At 58.6% G+C, this 17,267-nt stretch carries 15 protein-coding genes; 4 read left to right on the top strand and 11 right to left on the bottom strand.

What is annotated here, in order from left to right:
* Positions 1-70 precede the first annotated feature (70 nt).
* The 9 genes from DXB98_RS10110 to DXB98_RS08800 all read right to left on the bottom strand — a co-directional run bounded on the left by DXB98_RS10110 (position 71) and on the right by DXB98_RS08800 (position 8,319).
* Entirely contained in the window at positions 71-280 is a 210-nt protein-coding gene (locus DXB98_RS10110) for a hypothetical protein (RefSeq protein ID WP_158553187.1), read from the bottom strand.
* 446 nt (positions 281-726) lie between these two features.
* Complete coding sequence (prfA, locus tag DXB98_RS08830; protein ID WP_006235697.1) at positions 727-1,794, bottom strand: peptide chain release factor 1; 1,068 nt, start codon at positions 1,792-1,794, stop codon at positions 727-729.
* 289 nt (positions 1,795-2,083) lie between these two features.
* The gene (locus DXB98_RS08825; RefSeq protein WP_233505146.1) at positions 2,084-3,337 is read right to left on the bottom strand and encodes a M20/M25/M40 family metallo-hydrolase; all 1,254 of its coding nucleotides are present in this window, start codon (positions 3,335-3,337) and stop codon (positions 2,084-2,086) included.
* A gap of 27 nt (positions 3,338-3,364) precedes the next feature.
* Positions 3,365-3,499 carry a hypothetical protein gene (locus tag DXB98_RS10530; protein WP_255413333.1) on the bottom strand — a complete coding sequence of 45 codons (135 nt, stop codon included), beginning with the start codon at positions 3,497-3,499 and terminating at the stop codon, positions 3,365-3,367.
* Positions 3,500-3,571: 72 nt separating this feature from the next.
* On the bottom strand, positions 3,572-4,357 hold the full coding sequence (locus DXB98_RS08820; RefSeq protein ID WP_117743854.1) for an amino acid ABC transporter ATP-binding protein: 786 nt from the start codon (positions 4,355-4,357) through the stop codon (positions 3,572-3,574).
* Between the two features lie 22 nt (positions 4,358-4,379).
* The gene (locus DXB98_RS08815; protein WP_117743853.1) at positions 4,380-5,528 is read right to left on the bottom strand and encodes an amino acid ABC transporter permease; all 1,149 of its coding nucleotides are present in this window, start codon (positions 5,526-5,528) and stop codon (positions 4,380-4,382) included.
* A gap of 9 nt (positions 5,529-5,537) precedes the next feature.
* Positions 5,538-6,278, bottom strand: coding sequence for a transporter substrate-binding domain-containing protein (locus tag DXB98_RS08810; protein ID WP_233505145.1), 741 nt, complete (start codon positions 6,276-6,278; stop codon positions 5,538-5,540).
* Positions 6,279-6,442: 164 nt separating this feature from the next.
* Entirely contained in the window at positions 6,443-7,336 is an 894-nt protein-coding gene (locus DXB98_RS08805; protein ID WP_117743851.1) for an aldose 1-epimerase family protein, read from the bottom strand.
* Between the two features lie 113 nt (positions 7,337-7,449).
* Positions 7,450-8,319: a hypothetical protein gene (locus DXB98_RS08800; protein ID WP_117734905.1), complete on the bottom strand. Its 870-nt coding sequence runs from the start codon at positions 8,317-8,319 to the stop codon at positions 7,450-7,452.
* 250 nt (positions 8,320-8,569) lie between these two features.
* Here DXB98_RS08800 and DXB98_RS08795 point away from each other — a divergent pair, with 250 nt between their 5' ends.
* The 4 genes from DXB98_RS08795 to DXB98_RS08780 all read left to right on the top strand — a co-directional run bounded on the left by DXB98_RS08795 (position 8,570) and on the right by DXB98_RS08780 (position 13,853).
* Positions 8,570-9,808, top strand: coding sequence for an MFS transporter (locus tag DXB98_RS08795; RefSeq protein ID WP_233505144.1), 1,239 nt, complete (start codon positions 8,570-8,572; stop codon positions 9,806-9,808).
* Positions 9,809-10,044: 236 nt separating this feature from the next.
* Positions 10,045-11,370 (top strand): 6-phospho-alpha-glucosidase, encoded by a 1,326-nt coding sequence (locus tag DXB98_RS08790; RefSeq protein WP_117734904.1) that lies wholly within the window; start codon positions 10,045-10,047, stop codon positions 11,368-11,370.
* A gap of 24 nt (positions 11,371-11,394) precedes the next feature.
* Entirely contained in the window at positions 11,395-12,975 is a 1,581-nt protein-coding gene (locus tag DXB98_RS08785) for a PTS transporter subunit EIIC (protein WP_117743850.1), read from the top strand.
* Positions 12,976-13,052: 77 nt separating this feature from the next.
* Positions 13,053-13,853, top strand: coding sequence for a MurR/RpiR family transcriptional regulator (locus DXB98_RS08780; RefSeq protein ID WP_117743849.1), 801 nt, complete (start codon positions 13,053-13,055; stop codon positions 13,851-13,853).
* Positions 13,854-14,045: 192 nt separating this feature from the next.
* On the opposite strand, the gene DXB98_RS08775 is transcribed toward DXB98_RS08780, so the two are convergent.
* Together DXB98_RS08775 and DXB98_RS08770 are read right to left on the bottom strand one after the other, a co-directional pair.
* Positions 14,046-15,608: a PTS transporter subunit EIIC gene (locus DXB98_RS08775; RefSeq protein WP_117734901.1), complete on the bottom strand. Its 1,563-nt coding sequence runs from the start codon at positions 15,606-15,608 to the stop codon at positions 14,046-14,048.
* Between the two features lie 82 nt (positions 15,609-15,690).
* The gene (locus tag DXB98_RS08770; protein WP_117743848.1) at positions 15,691-17,016 is read right to left on the bottom strand and encodes a 6-phospho-alpha-glucosidase; all 1,326 of its coding nucleotides are present in this window, start codon (positions 17,014-17,016) and stop codon (positions 15,691-15,693) included.
* Positions 17,017-17,267: the final 251 nt, after the last annotated feature.

Below are 17,267 nucleotides of genomic sequence, written 5' to 3'. Positions count from 1 at the left end.
TGGCAAGGGACGATTGAAGGCGATTATCGACAATCAGCCCAGATTTTTACTTGGAACCTGCCCGAAGTGTTCATTCGTCGACGTCTAAATCTGCATCCGTCAAGATTTTGGCAAGGTTGCCCCAAAACTGACCAATATCTAACCAAGAACTTGCCAAATCACTTGACGCGCGACGCATCAAAAAATGCACTGAAGCTTCTTGGACGATTTTTTGAGCAATATTTTCAATAACAGATGAACGCCGCAATTTCTTTGAGCAGGTAGCTGGCTTAATGGCCATCAAAGCCGATTGAATAACATCTCAAAGCAATGTGCCCAACCCAGTCATTGGGGACGTTCTTAAACGACTAGCTATCGGGGACGGTCCTTCGCAGCCAGCCGCGAAGGACCGTCCCCATCTGCCGGCCTTTAGGGACAGTCCCCAACTGCCGGCACAAAAGGAGCGTCCCCAACTGCCAGGTGCCGCAAGAATGTCCCTTTTGACTAGTCATTTAAGAACGTCCCCAATGACTACCTTGGAAACCCCGCAGGTTGAGCATACCGCATCCGGAGCAAGGCAACGCTGCAGGTAGAGGACGGACAGCGAGCGACGTCCAGGGCGAACAAGTTGGCATGAAAAAGGCAAGGCATAGACCTTCTGGTCATGCCTTGCCTTTTGAATGACAAATTGTCGCCCTGGGCGGCGCGCAGCGTCGGCTGGTCCGCCGTTCGGTAGAACGGCGGAACCTACACAGCTTGTGCCAGCTTCTCGGCTCGCTCGGCGGCGGCGAGCGCCTCGATGACGGTGCCGAGTTGATCGCCCAGAAGGACGCCGTTGTAGGTGGAGTTGAAACCGATGCGGTGATCGGTCACGCGGTCCTGGGGCTGGTTGTAGGTACGGATCTTCTCGGAACGGTTGCCGTGGCCGATCTGGCTCTGGCGCTCGGCACCGAGCTCTGCCTGCTGCTTCTCGAGCTCCATCTCGTACAGACGGGCACGTAGCATCTGCATGCAGACCTCGCGGTTCTGGATCTGGGAACGCTGCTCCTGCGACTGCACCACGGTGTTGGTGGGCAGGTGGGTGATGCGCACGGCGGAGTAGGTAGTGTTAACGCACTGACCGCCAGGGCCGGAGGCGCAGTAGGTGTCGATGCGCAGGTCGGACTGGTTGATCTGAACGTCGATCTCCTCGGCCTCGGGAAGCACGGCGACGGTCGCCGTGGAGGTCTGGATACGGCCCTGGGACTCGGTCTTGGGAACGCGCTGGACGCGGTGCACGCCGGATTCGAACTTCATGACGGAGTAGACGCGGTCGCCCTCGACCTTGAACTCAATGGACTTAAAGCCGCCGGCCTCGCTGGGACTAGAGTCGAGCACGGTGGTCTTCCAGCCGCGCGACTCGCAAAAGCGCTGGTACATCTTGTACAGGTCGCCGGCGAAGATGGCGGCCTCGTCGCCACCGGCGGCGGAGCGGATTTCGACGATGGTGTTCTTGTCGTCGTTGGGGTCGCTCGGGATGAGCATGTACTTGATGTCTTCCTCGAGCTGGGGAAGCTTCTCCTCGTTCTCGGAGATGTCCATCTGGAGCATCTCCTTCTCGTCCGCGTCGGTCGTGTCGCGGAGCATCTCCTTGGCGGCCTCGATGTCATCGAGCGCACCGATGTACTCGCGCGAGGCGGCGATGAGGTCGGACTGGTGCGCGTACTCCTTGTTGAGACGCGTGAACTCCTTAATATCGGAGGCGACGGCCGGGTCGGAGAGCTTCTTCTCGAGCTCCTCGTAGGCCTTGATAATCTTTTCGAGCTTGTCGCGCATGGCGGGACTCCTTTATATGCGTGAAGGTGAAAATCGGCAGAATTGATGGGACGCGGGGCGCCGCTGCGGGGGTAAACCCGGCTAGAACATGTCGATCTTCAGATACATGCGCATCCCTTCGCGTATGGGGTACATAGTTGCGGTCTAACCCATACATGATAGCGTGCGCAGGCAAACCTGCATATAACCCGCACGGAATGAGCGGACGAAGCCGTTGGGGACGTTCCTTTACGACTAGTCGTTTAAGAACGTCCAACGGCTAACAAAGGGACTGTCGCTTTGTCGAATTCTAGAGCGTTTGGAGCAGGGAGATGAGAAAACGGATGCCCTGGAGGTAGGCTCGGTGGGTGATGCGCTCGTTGGTGCCGTGGACGCCGCGGTCGCACTCGTCATCGTCGACCACAAAGGCCGAGAAGCGAATGCACTCAGGGCAAATGCGCTGGTAGTTGGCAGCGTCGGTCGCGCCAATCACGGTCGAGGGCACAATTGCCACTGGCTCGAATGATCCGTTTTCCTCCGTCCCCTTTGGATCACGGAAATAGCGGGCGGCGATGGAGCGAACCGCCTCGAGGCCGGGACCACCGATGCGCGGGGACGGCGAGGGCTCGGAGCTGCCGGGGCCAAGTTCGACCTCCACGCGCTCGGCAAGACCCGCCGTGGCAACGGCGTCGCGGCAACGGGCAACGACATCGGCCACGCACGTGCCCTCGAGCATGCGGAAGTTAATGTTTGCCCACATATCCTGCGGCATCACGTTAGCACCGGTGCTACCGCCCTCAATTTGGGTCGGTGCACAAGTGGTGGTCACGAGCGGATAGAGCTTCTTGCTGGCGAGGCACTCGCGCACGATGGCGTCCTTGTTGGCGGCAATTTCATCGGCCGTGTAGAGCCCCAACTCGACGAGCTGGGCGGCAAGCAAGTCGGTCACACGCGTCGGCCATTCGATATCGCAAATTGCGGCGATGGCGCGGCTCAGCACCTCGAGTGACGTGCCGCCGTAGGGGTTGGAAGAATGCCCACCCGCGCTCTTTGTCTTGAGAACAATGTCGGCATAACCTTTCTCAGCCAGGTCGGCGTGCATGAGCCAACCCTCGCCCGCGCTGTACTCGGCAGCCGGAGCGATGCGGTAATCGCCCTCATCGATCAGGTACTCAAGCTCAATGCCGCGCTCCTCGAGCACGCGACCGATCGCCCCCGCGCCGCACTGCGTAGTTTCCTCGTCCTGGCCAAAGGCCAGGAGCAGCGTGCGCTCGTGCTCCCAGCCGTGCGCCAGCGCATACTCAACCGCCTCGAGAATGCCTGCGACCTGGTCCTTCATGTCGACAGCGCCGCGACCCCAGATGTAGGTATCGTCCACGTGCCCGCTAAAGGGGGCGTGCGTCCAGTCGGCCTCGGTACCCGGCACCACGGGGACCACGTCCATGTGGCCCATGAACATAACGGGCTTGAGAGCGGGGTCGGAGCCGGCAAGCGTCACCAACAGCGAATGGCCGATGAGCTCGACCTCGCCCGCCGCAAACACGCGCGGCCAGGCCTGCTGCATATAGGCGCGCAGGTCGTCGAAGGGCTGTCAGTCCACCGCCTCGGCATCCATGCTCGAGATGGTCGGAAACGACAGCACGCGACCCAAGCGCTCGCTCGCGCCAGCTTCGTCCAAATCGGCAAAATCATCCTCATGCGCAAAGAAGCGCCAAACCTCGGCCATGACATCCTTTCGATTGTGATGACGAGGGCCGCCCCACCGGAGCGGCCCTGCCACATAAGCGTTTGCGATCGGTTATTTGTCCTCAAGATAGCGCGAGAGGAACTCGCGGGTGCGCTGGTGTTTGGGGTTGCCGAAGAGCTCGGCCGGTGCCGCATCCTCGAGCACCACGCCCTGGTCCATAAAGACCACGCGGTCGGACACCGTGCGGGCAAAGGCCATCTCGTGCGTGACGACGACCATGGTCATGCCGTCGGCAGCGAGCTTGCGCATGACCTCGAGCACCTCTCCCACGATCTCGGGGTCGAGTGCGGAGGTCGGCTCGTCGAACAGCATGATCTGCGGATTCATGCACAGGGCACGGGCGATGGCCACGCGCTGTTTTTGACCACCGGACAGGCGGCCCACGGCGGCGTGCGCGAACTTTTCGAGCCCCACGCTCGCCAGATGCTCCATCGCGACTTTCTCGGCCTCGGTCTTGCTCATCTTTTTGAGCGTGACGGGCGCGAGCGTGCAGTTGTCGAGCACATCCATGTTGTTGAAAAGGTTAAAGCCCTGGAACACCATGCCGATGTCCTCGCGAAGCTTGTTGATGTTGCAGCGCTCGGCCGTGAGGTCCTGGCCATGGAACCAGATATGGCCCGCGTCCGGGGTCTCGAGCAGGTTGAAGCAGCGCAGGAAGGTCGACTTACCCGAACCCGAGGCGCCGATGATGGTGACGACCTCGCCGGGATTAACGGACAGGTCGATGCCCTTGAGCACCTCGAGTGAGCCGAAGCTCTTGCGCAGGCCCTCGACGCGGATAAGCGGCTCATTTGTCTGTGCGGCGGCCGCAACGCCGGTAGTGGCGGTATCTGCCATGATGATTCTCCTCGTCTTGAGCCTAGTTGGAGCTGGGCAGCGTTGCCGGGGCCTCGGCGCCGAGCTTTTTGCCAAAGGCCTCGAGCAGGCGGCTCGCCACGAGCGTCAGGATCAGGTAGACCACAAGCGCCACGCAGTAGACCTCCATCTGGCGGTAGTACACGCCGGCGACGGTAGTGGTGGCGTACATGAGGTCGAACACGCCGATGACCGAGAGCACCGACGAGTCCTTGATGTTGATGATGAGCTCGTTGGTGAGCGCCGGGATCGCGTTTTTAATGCCCTGGGGAAACACAACTTTGCGCATGGCCTGCCACTGCGACAGACCCAGCGAGCGCGCCGCCTCGGCCTGACCGGGATCGATCGACTCGATGCCGCCGCGCAGGACCTCCATCATATAGGCGGTGGAGTTGAGCGAGATGGTGACGAGGCCGGCGGTGAAGGTACTCCAGATCTGGTTGGCCTGGGCAGTCTCGAAGCCCATGCCGCGCAAAACGGTGAAGCCCGCGTAATAGATGAGCAGGCCCTGGACCATCATGGGCGTGCCGCGCACGATGGTGGAGTAGACGGTCGTAAAGCCGCGGCCGATGCTCTTAAAGAAGCGCACCAGGTCGTTATCCACGCGATCGAACGTCTGAATACGCAGGAACACAAAGAGCAGTGCCAGGAAAAAGGCGATGGCGGTGCCGAAGGTGGCAAGCGCGATGGTGATCTCGATACCGCGGATAAAGAAGTCGCCGCTCTTGTAGGTCATGTAGACCAAGCTCGACAAAAAGTCGCTGGGGTTGGAATCCGAGACAATGCTCACCTGCACCAGGTCGATAAACGACATGACGCAGCGGTCGATAAAGAAAACTGCCGCGATGGCGACCACGACGTAGCTGCCCAGGCGTGCGCCACGACGGCAGCGCTCGGATGCGAACGGCGACTTTTCGCGATAGTCGTTCCAGTGCATGAGCTTGGTGACCAGCGCCGCCGCCGACACGACGAGCCAGGCCCAAAGGATTGCCCAGAGGCAGTCTTGGAACACGCCCGTAGGCGCCAAGAAACTCATCGGCGTGGGGTTGCGCTGGCTAAACGCCAGGCCGAGCGCCGCGATGACGCTCGTGCCCAGGTATACATAACGGTGGTCGGCCTTAATTAAAGAGGCCAGACGATTAACGGTTTTCATGCTGCCTCTCTATGCCGGCTGACGGTCGAGGCACGCGTCCCACATCTGGTCGCGTTCCTCTTGGCTGACGCCCTTGAGCGTCTTATTGATAAGTTTGAGCAGCTTGTCCGAGCCCTTGCGGCAGCCGACGTTTGCCGCGACCTCCTGCTTAAAGCCCTCGCCCTCGGCAAAATGAATGGGGACAATGCCCGGGTTTTGGGCCATATAGCCCTTCTCGTTCTCGGTGTTGTAGGTCACGGCGTCGCAGGTGCCCTGTAGCAGGTTCGAAAACACCGTGGGCACCGAATCGACCGGATTCTTGTGGACGACGCCCGGGATCTCGTCGATGACGGTATCGAGCATCGTGTCCTTTTGGCCGAGCACCGTGGCGCCACTAAAGTCGCTGAGCTTGGTCGCATTTTGGTAGGGCGAGCCCTCTTTTACGAACAGGCCAAAGTAGCCAATGAAGTACGGGTCGGAAAAGCCGACGGACTCCTCGCGCTCGGGCGTGGCGCTCATGCCGGCGATGATGAGGTCGATCTGGCCGTTGTTGAGCGAATCGATGAGACCCGAGAAGCTCTGTTTGACGGCAACGGGCTCGCCGCCAAGGGCCTTGCAGAGGATCTTTGCGATCTGAACATCGTAGCCATCGGCGTAAGCGCCTTGCACGTTGTCGATGGGGATGGTGTACTCGCTGGCCTCGGAGACCTGCCAGTTGTACGGGGCGTAGGCCGCCTCCATGCCAATGCGGATCTTGTCCTTGCCGATCACGGAATCGGCAGGTCATCGCGGCCGCCGCCCAGAGCGAACAAGTTGGCATGAAAAAGGCAAGGCGTAGACCTTCTGGTCATGCCTTGCCTTTTGAATGACAAATTGTTCGCTCTGGGTGGCGCGCAGCGTCGACCGGCCCGCCGTTCGCTAGAACGGCGGAACCTCTAGAGCAGGGTAACGCTAAAGGAGCGCTCGTCGGTGGCGCCGGGGGCCAAGACGATGGTGTTGACCTTGTGCTCAAAGACGTCGTCCTCGGTGTCCATGGTGGTGTGACCGGTCCAAGGCTCAAGCGCCACAAACGGGGCGTCGTTGGCGGCAGACCACACGCCGATGTACTTAAAGCCCTCAAAGTCGATCTTGACGCCGTGACCCGACTTGCAACCGCGCAGCGTGAGCGTGGAGCCCGGGGTATCGGTGAACATGATGGCGTCGTTATCGAAGCTGCGGTGCGTGATGGGCAGCACGTCCGAGTTATCGGGGGCCTTGTAGCTGCCCTCGAACGTCATAAGGCCATCGGGCGTGATGACGGGGGCCTCGTTAGTCCAGGCCTCGGTAAACGCCAGCTCGTAATCCTCGAACGCCTCGTCCTCGGCACCGGGGGCGGGCACGTTAAATGCGGGGTGGCCGCCCACCGAGAACGGCAGGTCCACGTCGCCGGTGTTGGTGACGGCAAAGGTCTGCGTGAGGGTGGCGTCGCCGGTCAGGGCATAGGTCATGTTGAGCTTAAAGTGGAACGGGAACGCCTTGAGCGACTCGGGCGTGTCGGTAATCTCGTAGGTGACAGACGAGCCATCCTCAGAGACCTCGACCAGCTTGTGCTCGACAATGCGCGCGAGTCCGTGGCGCGGCATCTCGCAGGTGCCGGCCGCAGACGTTGCCGTGTTGTTGCGCAGCGAGCCCACAATGGGGAACAGGATGGGCGCATGCTTGCCCCAAAAGGCGGGGTCGCCCTGCCACAGATACTCGTTGCCGTCGAGAGCAAGGCTCGTGAGCTGGGCTCCCATGGAATCGATGGCCGCGGTGAGGCCGCCGCGCTTGATGGTAGTGACGGTGGACATGCTACTTCCTCCAAAAATAAACAATAGTGTCGAGGGCTATTGTCCCACTCTTGGCGGCGGGACGGGACGGCAGGCGATTATTGAGTAGCCATAGCGGAATGAGCGGCAAACGCCTACTGGGTATCCACGTAAAGGTCGAACCCGCCCTGCGGCGTGGTGTCGACCGTATCGGGCGCCTGCGAGTTAAAGCTCACGGGAACCATGCGCTTTGAGGCGCGGAAACGCGTACCGTCGGTGGCGACGGGCGGCTCATCGACCGTGAGCTCGTAGTCACCAGGCTTGAGCTCGATACCGTCACCTTCGGAATTGACGTATTGGTACTCGTCGACCGCTTGCCCCTTGAGCGTGCGACCCACAATATGGACGAGCATCTGGCTGTCGCCGCGCGCAGTGTCCCACGTCGCGCCGTCCTTGACCTCGACCGACACATGTACCGAGCGCGTGCGGCCGAGCGATTGCTCGACAGACATCTCGACCTTGGCGGCGTCTCTTCGCTGTTGTTCAACATGACTCCAAACGCTACCAATTACCGAGCATGCGATAACGCCGGCCATAAAGGCGATAAGGATGGGGCCGAGCGGCGAGCGACGTCCCGCATCTTCCTCGTGAGACAGATTGGGGCGACGTGTGGGCGCGAGCGCCTGGGCACCCTGCGAGGGCACGTCGAGAATGCTGAAGGATGCCGTGCTGTCGGGGTCGATGGTGTGGCGCGGCTGCGGGGTCTTTGCCGGCGAGATCGACATGTCGGCTGGCTCGCCGAGCGTGGCCGTAGCATCGGCTTTGGCCTCGTCTGCCTCGGCCTGGGCCCAAGCTTGTTCGAAGGTCAGGGGATCGACAGGGCCGAGGGCGGCGTCCGAGTCGGCGGCGACGTCGTTGCCAGTCTCGTCCTCGTCGATCGACACGTCACGCGGCGCAGGCTCGTCCCACCCCTCGTCCGGAGCCTCACCCTCGCTGTACCACCATTCAAAGTTATCGATATCCATACGGGGCGCCCCTTAGGCCTCGCAAATAAACACTTGCTAGTTTTATACCCCCAGACGGCACGGCGGCTCCCCGGCACAGATAGGAAAACCATCACAACATTCGACGCTTTTCCTCGTTTTCGAGCTTTTCATCGAATGTTGTGACGGTTTGGGCGGCAGCCACGCCGCGAATGTGACAAAGGGACTGTCCCTTTGTCACATTCTGTTAGAGTTGCAGGGATTGAATCCCGCTTATTCATGCGACATTGGAGTGACAACCTTGATCGCCGCAACCACGCCTAAAAGCAAGTCAACCGCCGCCGCGCTCTCCCCTGCGCGCACCAAGCTCTGTCTGGCGTTACTCGTGTTGTTAGGCTTTTCGCTCGGCTGTTCCGAGTTCGTGGTCATCGGCATCGAAAGCGACTTGGCAACGGAACTCGGCGTATCGCTTGCCACCGCAGGCCAACTTATTAGCGTGTTCGCGCTCGTCTACGCTATCGCCACACCGGTGCTTGCGCTCAGCACGGGACGCTTCCGGCGCCACCAGCTGCTCGTGTGCTACAGCATCGTCTTTGTGCTCGGCAACCTGGTCATGGCGTTGGCGCCCAACTTCCAGGTGCTGTTTATCTCGCGCATTGTCCTGGGCTCCGTCTCGGGCGCGCTGCTCGCCGTGGGCGTGACGTACATCCCCGAGCTGCTGTCTCCGCAGCAAACTTCACTTGCCATCTCGGTGGTATATGGTGCGTTTTCCGTGGCAATGGTCTTTGTCACTTCGATCGGCAAGTTTGTGGCCGACACGCTCGATTGGCACGTGGCCATGTACGGCACGCTGACCTTTGCCGTTTTGATCTGCGGAGCGCTTGTGGCGTTTATGCCGCGCTCCGGTCAGACCGATGAGCCCGCCACCTTCCGCGAGCAGGCGGGGCTGCTACGCGAGCCGAGCATCATCACCGGCATGCTCATCTTTTTGTTTGGCGTGGGGTCGGTCTACGTTTTCTACGGCTATGTGACGCCTTATCTTGAGCAGGTGCTGGGCATGGGCACGGTCGAAGCCAGTACCACGCTTATGGCCTACGGCGTGTTCTGCCTGATCTCGAACATCCTAGGCGGATGGATCGACGCGCGTTTTGGCATGAAGGCACTGCTGGTTACGTTCGCGCTGCAGGCGGCGGCATTGTTTGGGCTGTTTGCCGCGGGCGCTGCCATGCCGCTCGCACTTGTCTTTGTCTTTAGTCTGGCAATGCTCATGTACCTGTTCTCGGTGTCGTGCATCACACACTTTATGGACGTGGCACGCAGCCGCCATCCCAAGTCGATGGTACTTGCAAGTTCGGTTGAGCCCATGGCGTTTAACGTCGGCATCTCGTTTGGCACCGCGGTAGGCGGCGCCGTTGTGAGCAGCGCTGGCATTGCGTACGTGGGTGCCGTGGGCGCCGCGTTCTCGCTTGTGGCCTGGGCGCTTACGCTGGTGACGATTAAGTTGGCTCGCTGGGAGCGTCGTCGCGGGTAGCGCAATTGCAGCCAAAAGCCGCAGCACCACCCACCATCTTTTGACCGCCCGGCGTTCGCTCCCGCAGCCATGCAACACGTCACCCAAGTCAGCATCTTTCCCGGCGCTATTTAACCACGCAAAACGCATCCTGTTAAGATTACCGCTATCGTTTTTCGCAATCTGAAAATCGGTAGAATCGCAGGTAAAGCTTTCGTAGTCTGAAGTGGTCAATCCACACGAAAGGGGTTTACCACATGGACAAGAAAGCAGTTGTAATCGCCGGGGCCGGCAGCACCCACACTCCCGGCATCATCCAGAGCCTATTGCAGAAGAAAAACGAATTGCCGCTGCGCAAACTCGCCCTGTACGACATCGACGAGAAGCGCATGCATCTCGTCTACGACATCATGAAGCAGTTCATCGAGCAGGAAGCTCCTGACATCGAAGTTGTCGTGACAACCGATCCCGAAAAGGCATTCACCGATGTCGACTTCGTCTTCGCGCAAATCCGCCAGGGTGGCCTTCAGATGCGTCGCCAGGACGAGCGCATCCCTCTCAAGTACGGTTGCGTGGGACAGGAAACCTGCGGCGCCGGCGGTTCGATCTCCTATGGTATCAGGTCCATCCCCGGCGTCTTCGACCTCGTACGCTACGCCAAGAAATACAGTCCAGACGCCTGGATCCTCAACTATTCCAACCCCGCCGCAGTTGTCGCCGAGGCCACACGTCGCGAGTTTGACAACGACCATATCCTTAACATCTGCGATATGCCCACGGCTATCTTGCTCTCGTACTCTAAGATGCTCGGACTTCCCAGCTGGCGCGATATCGACCCCATGTATTTTGGACTCAATCACTTTGGCTGGTTTACCAAAATCTACGACAAGCAGGGACGCGATCGTCTGCCGGAGCTCCGTCAGATGATTCTCGAGCACGGCATGGCCGTGAGCGACAAGCATCACAAGGACAAGGACTGGATGCACACCTGGGGTCAATACGTCAAGATTGTGAAGGACTATCCCGAGTATCTGCCCAACAGCTACCTGCAGTACTACCTGTACTCCAAAGACATGGCAGATGACATGGACCCCAACTGGACGCGCGCCGACAACGTCATCAACGGACGCGAGAAGGAGATGTTTGCCGAGCACGACAAGTACCTGGCAGATCCCGCCAATTACAAGAGCCCCGTACAGAGCTTCACGGTCTTTGGCGACTTTATCGTCGACGCAGCCGCCTCTATCGCCTACAACAAGTGCGAACGTTATCTCGTAATCGTCGAGAATAACGGTGCCATCCCCAATCTGCCCGATGACGCCATGGTCGAGGTCCCCGCCTACCTGCGCTCTTGGGGCCCTGAACCCATCAGCCAGCCTGCTATCCCCACCTTTTACAAGGGGCTTATCGAAGAGCAGAATGCCAGCGAGAAGCTCGCCGTCGACGCATATTACGAGCATTCCTACCAGAAGGCGCTCGAAGCCATCGCGATCAACAAGACCGTCCCTTCGACTACCGTCGCGCGCCAAATCCTCGACGACCTGATCGAAGCGAACGGCGATTATTGGCCGACCCTGTCCTAACTCCCCGCGCATCGAAGGAACATCATGAAAGAAAGCAAGCTCTACAGCGAGTTCCAGAGACTCGGCAAGGTGCTCATGGCGCCGGTCCTCCTCCTGCCCGTTTCCGGCATTTTGGTCGGTCTGGGCTCCGCCCTTTCCAATGCTAACCTCATCTCGCTCTGCCCGCTTTTGGGCACCGAGCCGATGGTGATCTTTAGCACACTCATCAAAGCAGCCGGCAACGTTATCAATGGTAACATCTCGGTTCTCTTTGCAATCTGCATCGCCTACGGTTACGCCAAGGCCGAGAAGGCGACCGCCGCACTCTCAGGCTTCATCGGCTATATGACCATGAACACAATCATGGGTCAGCTGCTTATCCTGCTGGGCACCATCGATCCCGCCAACCTGCAGACCGGTCAGAACGCCATCCTGGGCGTAACCACACTCGACACCGGCGTATTCGGCGGCATCATCATCGGCTTGGTAGTCGCGTGGATCCACAACCGATTCTATAAGGTGCAGCTTCCGCCGGTGCTCGGCATCTTCAACGGCACACGCTGCGTCCCCGCCCTCACCGTCGTTTTCGCGAGCCTGGTGGGCGTTGCACTCGCCTTCGTGTTCCCATTTGTGCAAACCGGCCTAAAGGCCGCCTCGACACTCATCGATTCCACCGGGGTGTTTGGCGCGTTCATCTATGGCTTCTCCGAGCGCATGCTTCTGCCCTTCGGCCTGCATCATTTCATCTACCTGCCGTTTTTCTTCACTTCTCTGGGCGGTAGCATCCAGGTTGACGGCCAGACCGTCGAAGGTGCTGTCAACATCTACAACGCCATGCTCAACACGCCCGGCATGATGTACGACATCGACATCTCAAAATACGTCATGAACGGCAAGGTGCTGTTCGCCATGTGCGGCCTGCCCGCGGCGGCACTCGCCATCTACCACTGTGCCCGTCCCGAGAATAAAAAGAAGGTCGGCTCCCTCATGATCGCCGCCGTTATCCCGGCCGCCATCATGGGCATAACCGAACCGCTCGAGTACTCCTTCCTCTTTGTAGCACCCGTACTCTATGTGGTCCACGCCCTGCTGTGCGGCATCGCGTATGTACTCGCCTACCTGGTACAGTTCAATGTGCCCGGGCCTTCCGCCTTCGGCGGACCGCTCCTCTCGTGGATCTTCAACGGCATCATGAACGCCGACAAAGGCTCCAACTGGTTCTGGCTTATTCCGCTCGGCATCGCTTACTTCGGGATCTATTACGTGCTGTTCCGCGCCTTTATCAAGAAATTTGACCTCAAAACCCCGGGCCGCGAGGATGATGACACGCAGGCAGCGGATGACACGTCGGCAATCGACTCCAAAGCACCTGTCCAGGTAAGCGAGCTCATCCCACAGATCGTGGAAGCCGTGGGCGGCGCCGATAACATCTCGGGTGTCAACGCCTGCTTCACTCGCCTGAGGCTCAGCCTCAAAGACACCGCCCTAGTCAAGGACGATAGCGTCTTCACCAAAGACCTCGGCGCCAGCGCCATCGTGCACGTTGGCGGCGGTGTTCAGATCGTTTACGGCAATAAAGCTTCTGTCTACAAAGTCGAAATGAGAGAATACTTGGGCATGGAATAAATCCGTCCCATAGCTTCACCACAATGCTCCGGAGATGGCATATCCGCTCCGGGGCATTATTGTTTGGAGTGATTTGAATGTCGATGTACGAGGTCTATTCGAACCTCAGGTCTTGTATCGAAGACGTCGAGAAGGGCGGCAGCCTTGACGCCCACATCGCGCTCTACGCCCTTTCCCATCACGACGAGGTCCCAGAGCTCTCAATAGAAGAACTCGCCCGCGCGTGCAATACATCGCCCGCGACCATCTCACGCTTCTGCAGGCGCGTAAACGGCTCGAGCTTTCGATCGTTCAAAGAGCAAGTTGACGACTTCAACGCTTGGCTCCAGCGTGAGACAACCGAGGCAAGGGCTCATAAGCAAATCGATATACCCTGGTATTTCGATATCGTAGAGACCTCTTTGCTTGAAACAAAACGCCTGCTCACTGAGGATCGACTCGAGCAGGCCGTTGACTGGCTTCTCGATGCGCAAAATGTCTACGTATACGGAAGCTCATTCTCCAATCTCGCCGCCCGCTCACTCTGCGAAAAGCTGAGCCGCGTAAACCGACTGTGCTTCTCATTTGGCTCCGTCAAGGGACAGGAGACGTCACTCTGTCTGCTCCAACCCGACGATCTAACCATCTTTGTATCGTTCTCAGGAAAGACGAGCTATATCTTCAATCTTTACGTTGAGGCCAAGCGGCGAGGTTGCCGCGTTATTTGGATATCGAGCAACATGGCATTCGATAACAACGGGGCGCGTGAGCTCTTGCTACCCGTGAGCACGGAGTCACTCAGCGAGTATTCGACCGCCTTGGTTGAGGGCATGAGCCTACAAAGCGCGGTTAACGCTCTATATATCAGCTGTGCAAATCGACTTCGGGCGCAGCGCTAGCCGCAAACATGCTAGAACTGAAAAGAACGCACCTCACCGTCGCAAGGCGTCCGAATACACGATAGGCAGTGCCAAAAGAGAGCAGCGAGCACGTCATGTACTTGCCCATTCGCCCCAAAACAGCACAGGTCGGCGCCCGATTGAAGAATCGGACGCCGACCTGTATTAATCTTGATCGTGTGGTTGAGTCGTTTACTCCATACCCAGCAGCTCGCGCATCTGAGTTGCGTAGTTAGATGCCATGTTGCCGTAGACAATCTGCACGCCGCCGTTGACATGCACGATGCCACGCGCTTCAAGCTTTTCGGTAAACTCGGCGTCATCAACCACCTTGTCACAGTCATTGAGCTGGATGCGCAGACGGGTGAAACAGGCCTCGACAGACTTAATATTGTTGTCGCCGCCCACTGCCTCAACGATGGCGGGAATGAGGTCGCTGATCACGGTCTTGGGAGCCTTTTCGGCCTCGTCGTCGGACTCTTCCTCGCGGCCAGGGGTCTTAAGGTCCTTCTTAAGAATGATGAACTTGAAGACGAAGTAGTACACCACGAAGTAGATGGGGCCAAGGAACAGGATAACCTGCCAGTTGGAGCCCTTGGCTGCACCCATAATGCCGTTAAAGATCAACGACAAGAGCGGGCCACCGAAGGACGCGGAACCAGCCACGTTGAACTGCAGGACATAGGTCAGTGCATAGGCAAGACCAGCCATGAGAGCGTGGAACACGTAGAGGATGGGCGCGATAAACAGGAAGGAATACTCGAGCGGCTCGGTAATGCCGGAGAGGATGCAAGGCACCACGATGGCGATCATGAGCGCTGCGGTCTTCTTCTTGTTCTTGGGAAGCGCCGTCTTGTAGAAGGCGAGTGCAGCGCCGGGCAGGCCGAACATGGCGAAGATAACCTTGCCGTTCATGACAAAACGGCTGACCTCGATGTTAAACGGCGTGCTGGGAGAGCCCAAGATCGCATTGTAGATATTGATAGCGCCCTGAACGGTCTGGCCGTCGATGGTCTCGACGCCACCGAGCGACGTGAAGAAGAACGGCAAATAGACAAAGTGATGCAGGCCAAAAGGCAGGAGCATGCGTTCGCCGGCACCGTAGACAAATGCACCAAAGGCACCCGTAGTCTTGATGAACTCGGACAGCGCGCCGAGAGCGTTCTGAATAAACGGGAAAACAAAGGACATGACCAATGCGAGGATGCTGCATGAGAGCAGCGTTACCGCCGGAATAAAGCGCGTACCGTTGAAGATGGAGAACACGGCGGGCAGCTCAATCTTGTAGTAACGGTTATGCAACCATGCGACGATTGCGCCCACCAGAAGACCGCCGATAACGCCAGTGTCGAGCGTGGTGATACCGAGAATCGTGCTCTGGCCCGTCGTAAGATTCGCGGGATCGATAACGCCAGTCGCCGTAAGGAACGTGCCCATCACGGAATTCATGCACATGTAGCCCAAAAAGCCACAAAGCGCCGCGGTAGCCTTCTCGGACTTGGCGAAGCCATAGGCGAGACAAATCGAGAAGATAACCGGGATGTTGTTCATAACGATGCCGGCTGCGGCCTTGAGAATCGAAAAGAAAATCGCAAAGCCCGGAGCAGCAAGCCAGGGAACAGCTGCCGTAAGGGTGGGGCTGGTAAAGGCATTGCCAAAGCCCTGGAGGATGCCGGCAATTGGCAGAATCAGCACGGGCGTCATGAGGACTTTGCCCAGGCGCTGGAACTTTGCCAGCAGCTCATCTTTGTTCATGGGATACCCCTCTTAAAGAAACGGGGCGCGCGGCTCTACAATCCACACGCCCCATAACAGTTATCAAGCGATATGGAACTAGTTACTTAAGCTCCGGCCAATAATCCTTGTTCGCCTCGATGAGCTTGTCGAGCACCTTACGAGCCTTCTTAGCATCACCGACCAGACGATTAAGCGTGAGTGCCTGCAGAGCCTTCTCGTAGGAACCCTCCATCCAAGCCTCAACAGTCAGGCGCTCATAGGCGTACTGGTTCTCCATAAGGCCGCGATAGAAGGTGCCAATCTTGCCAACAGCATAGGGCTGCGGGCCATTGGCGCCCACGCTTGCCGCGACCTCGACCATGGCGTCATCGGGCATGCCCTCGATAATGCCGTTGTTGGGCACAATGACAATGAAGGTCTTGTTGGTGTTGCGATAAATGGCCGAGGTGATTTCCACGATCATATCGCCATGAGCATCGTTCTGCACAACCGAGGAGTTCTTTGCGGTGCCGACTTTGGCAACACGCTCGCACTCGGCGAACACGCGCTTCTCACGGCCGTTGATAACCTCATCGGAGCGAGTGTAGTCGGGGTCGAGGTGAGCGACCTTGTACTCGGGATACAGATAGTACTGCAGATACGTGTTGGGCAGATAGTCGGGGAAGTCCTCGAGCATGTCCTTGACCATGGCGTAGGTATCAAGCCAGGACTGGTCACGCTGCTCGGCATCGGCAGGAAGGAAGCCGTTCTTCTCCGTGTACTCCTTAATCTGCGGGACGAGGTCATGACCCTCTTCATCGTAGATGTGCTTGAACCAACCGAAGTGATTGAGGCCAAAGTACACGGGCTCCGTCTTGTTCATATCGCGACCGAGCAGGCGACCGTAAGAGCGCATGAGGTTGACGGGCTGATCGCAGATGTTGAGAACGCGATGCTCATCGGGCAGGACGCGCTCGAGACCATATGCCACAATAGCAGCCGGGTTGGTGTAGTTGATAATCCACGCCTCCGGGCTATGAGCGCGAACGTCGTTGACGATCTCAACCATGTCATGCATGGAGCGCATACCGTAAGCCATGCCGCCAGGGCCCACCGTTTCCTGGCCGATGATTCCCATATGCAGCGGAATCTTCTCGTCCTTGCTGCGCATCTCGTAGCCGCCGGTACGAATCTGGCAGAGCACAAAGTCGACGTCGGTGTAAGCCTCGTCCTTATCGGTGGTGTAACCAAACTCCACACCGGGCTCCTCCTCGGCGAAGAGGATCTTGCCAAACTCGCCAATCGGACGCTGACGCTCGGCATCGATGTCATAGAGCATCACGCGGTTCAGCGGCAGAATGTCCATGTGCTTGGTCAGGGCTTTGAGAATGCCAGGGCACCACGTGGAGCCGCCGCCAACGATCACAATATTGAGCTTATCCTTCATGTTCCGTCCCTCCAGGGTTGGCTGATCGGTGTTCTCGAAGACCTTGGGCTCCGCGGTTGTCCTCGGCTTGCTTCGTTTCGATTGTCATTTTGCGACATAAGGTCATTTGCGAGTCCCCGTGTGGGCCAATGCGAAACGGGGACACATGATTTCGCTCACGACACAGATATGTGTAGGCAGACACGCACGTTTGCCCAGTTCATGGGCAATTGGGGTTGATTTCCGATCTCAGCCGAACACATTGAGCAAAT

This window comes from Collinsella sp. OM07-12 (assembly GCF_003438275.1).
GTDB lineage: Bacteria > Actinomycetota > Coriobacteriia > Coriobacteriales > Coriobacteriaceae > Collinsella.
The sequence above is the reverse complement of the archived record's forward strand: the minus strand, read 5'-3'. Positions and strand labels throughout refer to the sequence as shown.

Coding starts and splice junctions, on each gene's coding strand:
- DXB98_RS10110 (WP_158553187.1), bottom strand. CDS start 280: ATGGCCATTAAGCCAGCTACCTGCTCAAAGAAATTGCGGCGTTCATCT.
- prfA (WP_006235697.1), bottom strand. CDS start 1,794: ATGCGCGACAAGCTCGAAAAGATTATCAAGGCCTACGAGGAGCTCGAG.
- DXB98_RS08825 (WP_233505146.1), bottom strand. CDS start 3,337: ATGCAGCAGGCCTGGCCGCGCGTGTTTGCGGCGGGCGAGGTCGAGCTC.
- DXB98_RS10530 (WP_255413333.1), bottom strand. CDS start 3,499: ATGGCCGAGGTTTGGCGCTTCTTTGCGCATGAGGATGATTTTGCCGAT.
- DXB98_RS08820 (WP_117743854.1), bottom strand. CDS start 4,357: ATGGCAGATACCGCCACTACCGGCGTTGCGGCCGCCGCACAGACAAAT.
- DXB98_RS08815 (WP_117743853.1), bottom strand. CDS start 5,528: ATGAAAACCGTTAATCGTCTGGCCTCTTTAATTAAGGCCGACCACCGT.
- DXB98_RS08805 (WP_117743851.1), bottom strand. CDS start 7,336: ATGTCCACCGTCACTACCATCAAGCGCGGCGGCCTCACCGCGGCCATC.
- DXB98_RS08800 (WP_117734905.1), bottom strand. CDS start 8,319: ATGGATATCGATAACTTTGAATGGTGGTACAGCGAGGGTGAGGCTCCG.
- DXB98_RS08790 (WP_117734904.1), top strand. CDS start 10,045: ATGGACAAGAAAGCAGTTGTAATCGCCGGGGCCGGCAGCACCCACACT.
- DXB98_RS08785 (WP_117743850.1), top strand. CDS start 11,395: ATGAAAGAAAGCAAGCTCTACAGCGAGTTCCAGAGACTCGGCAAGGTG.
- DXB98_RS08780 (WP_117743849.1), top strand. CDS start 13,053: ATGTCGATGTACGAGGTCTATTCGAACCTCAGGTCTTGTATCGAAGAC.
- DXB98_RS08775 (WP_117734901.1), bottom strand. CDS start 15,608: ATGAACAAAGATGAGCTGCTGGCAAAGTTCCAGCGCCTGGGCAAAGTC.
- DXB98_RS08770 (WP_117743848.1), bottom strand. CDS start 17,016: ATGAAGGATAAGCTCAATATTGTGATCGTTGGCGGCGGCTCCACGTGG.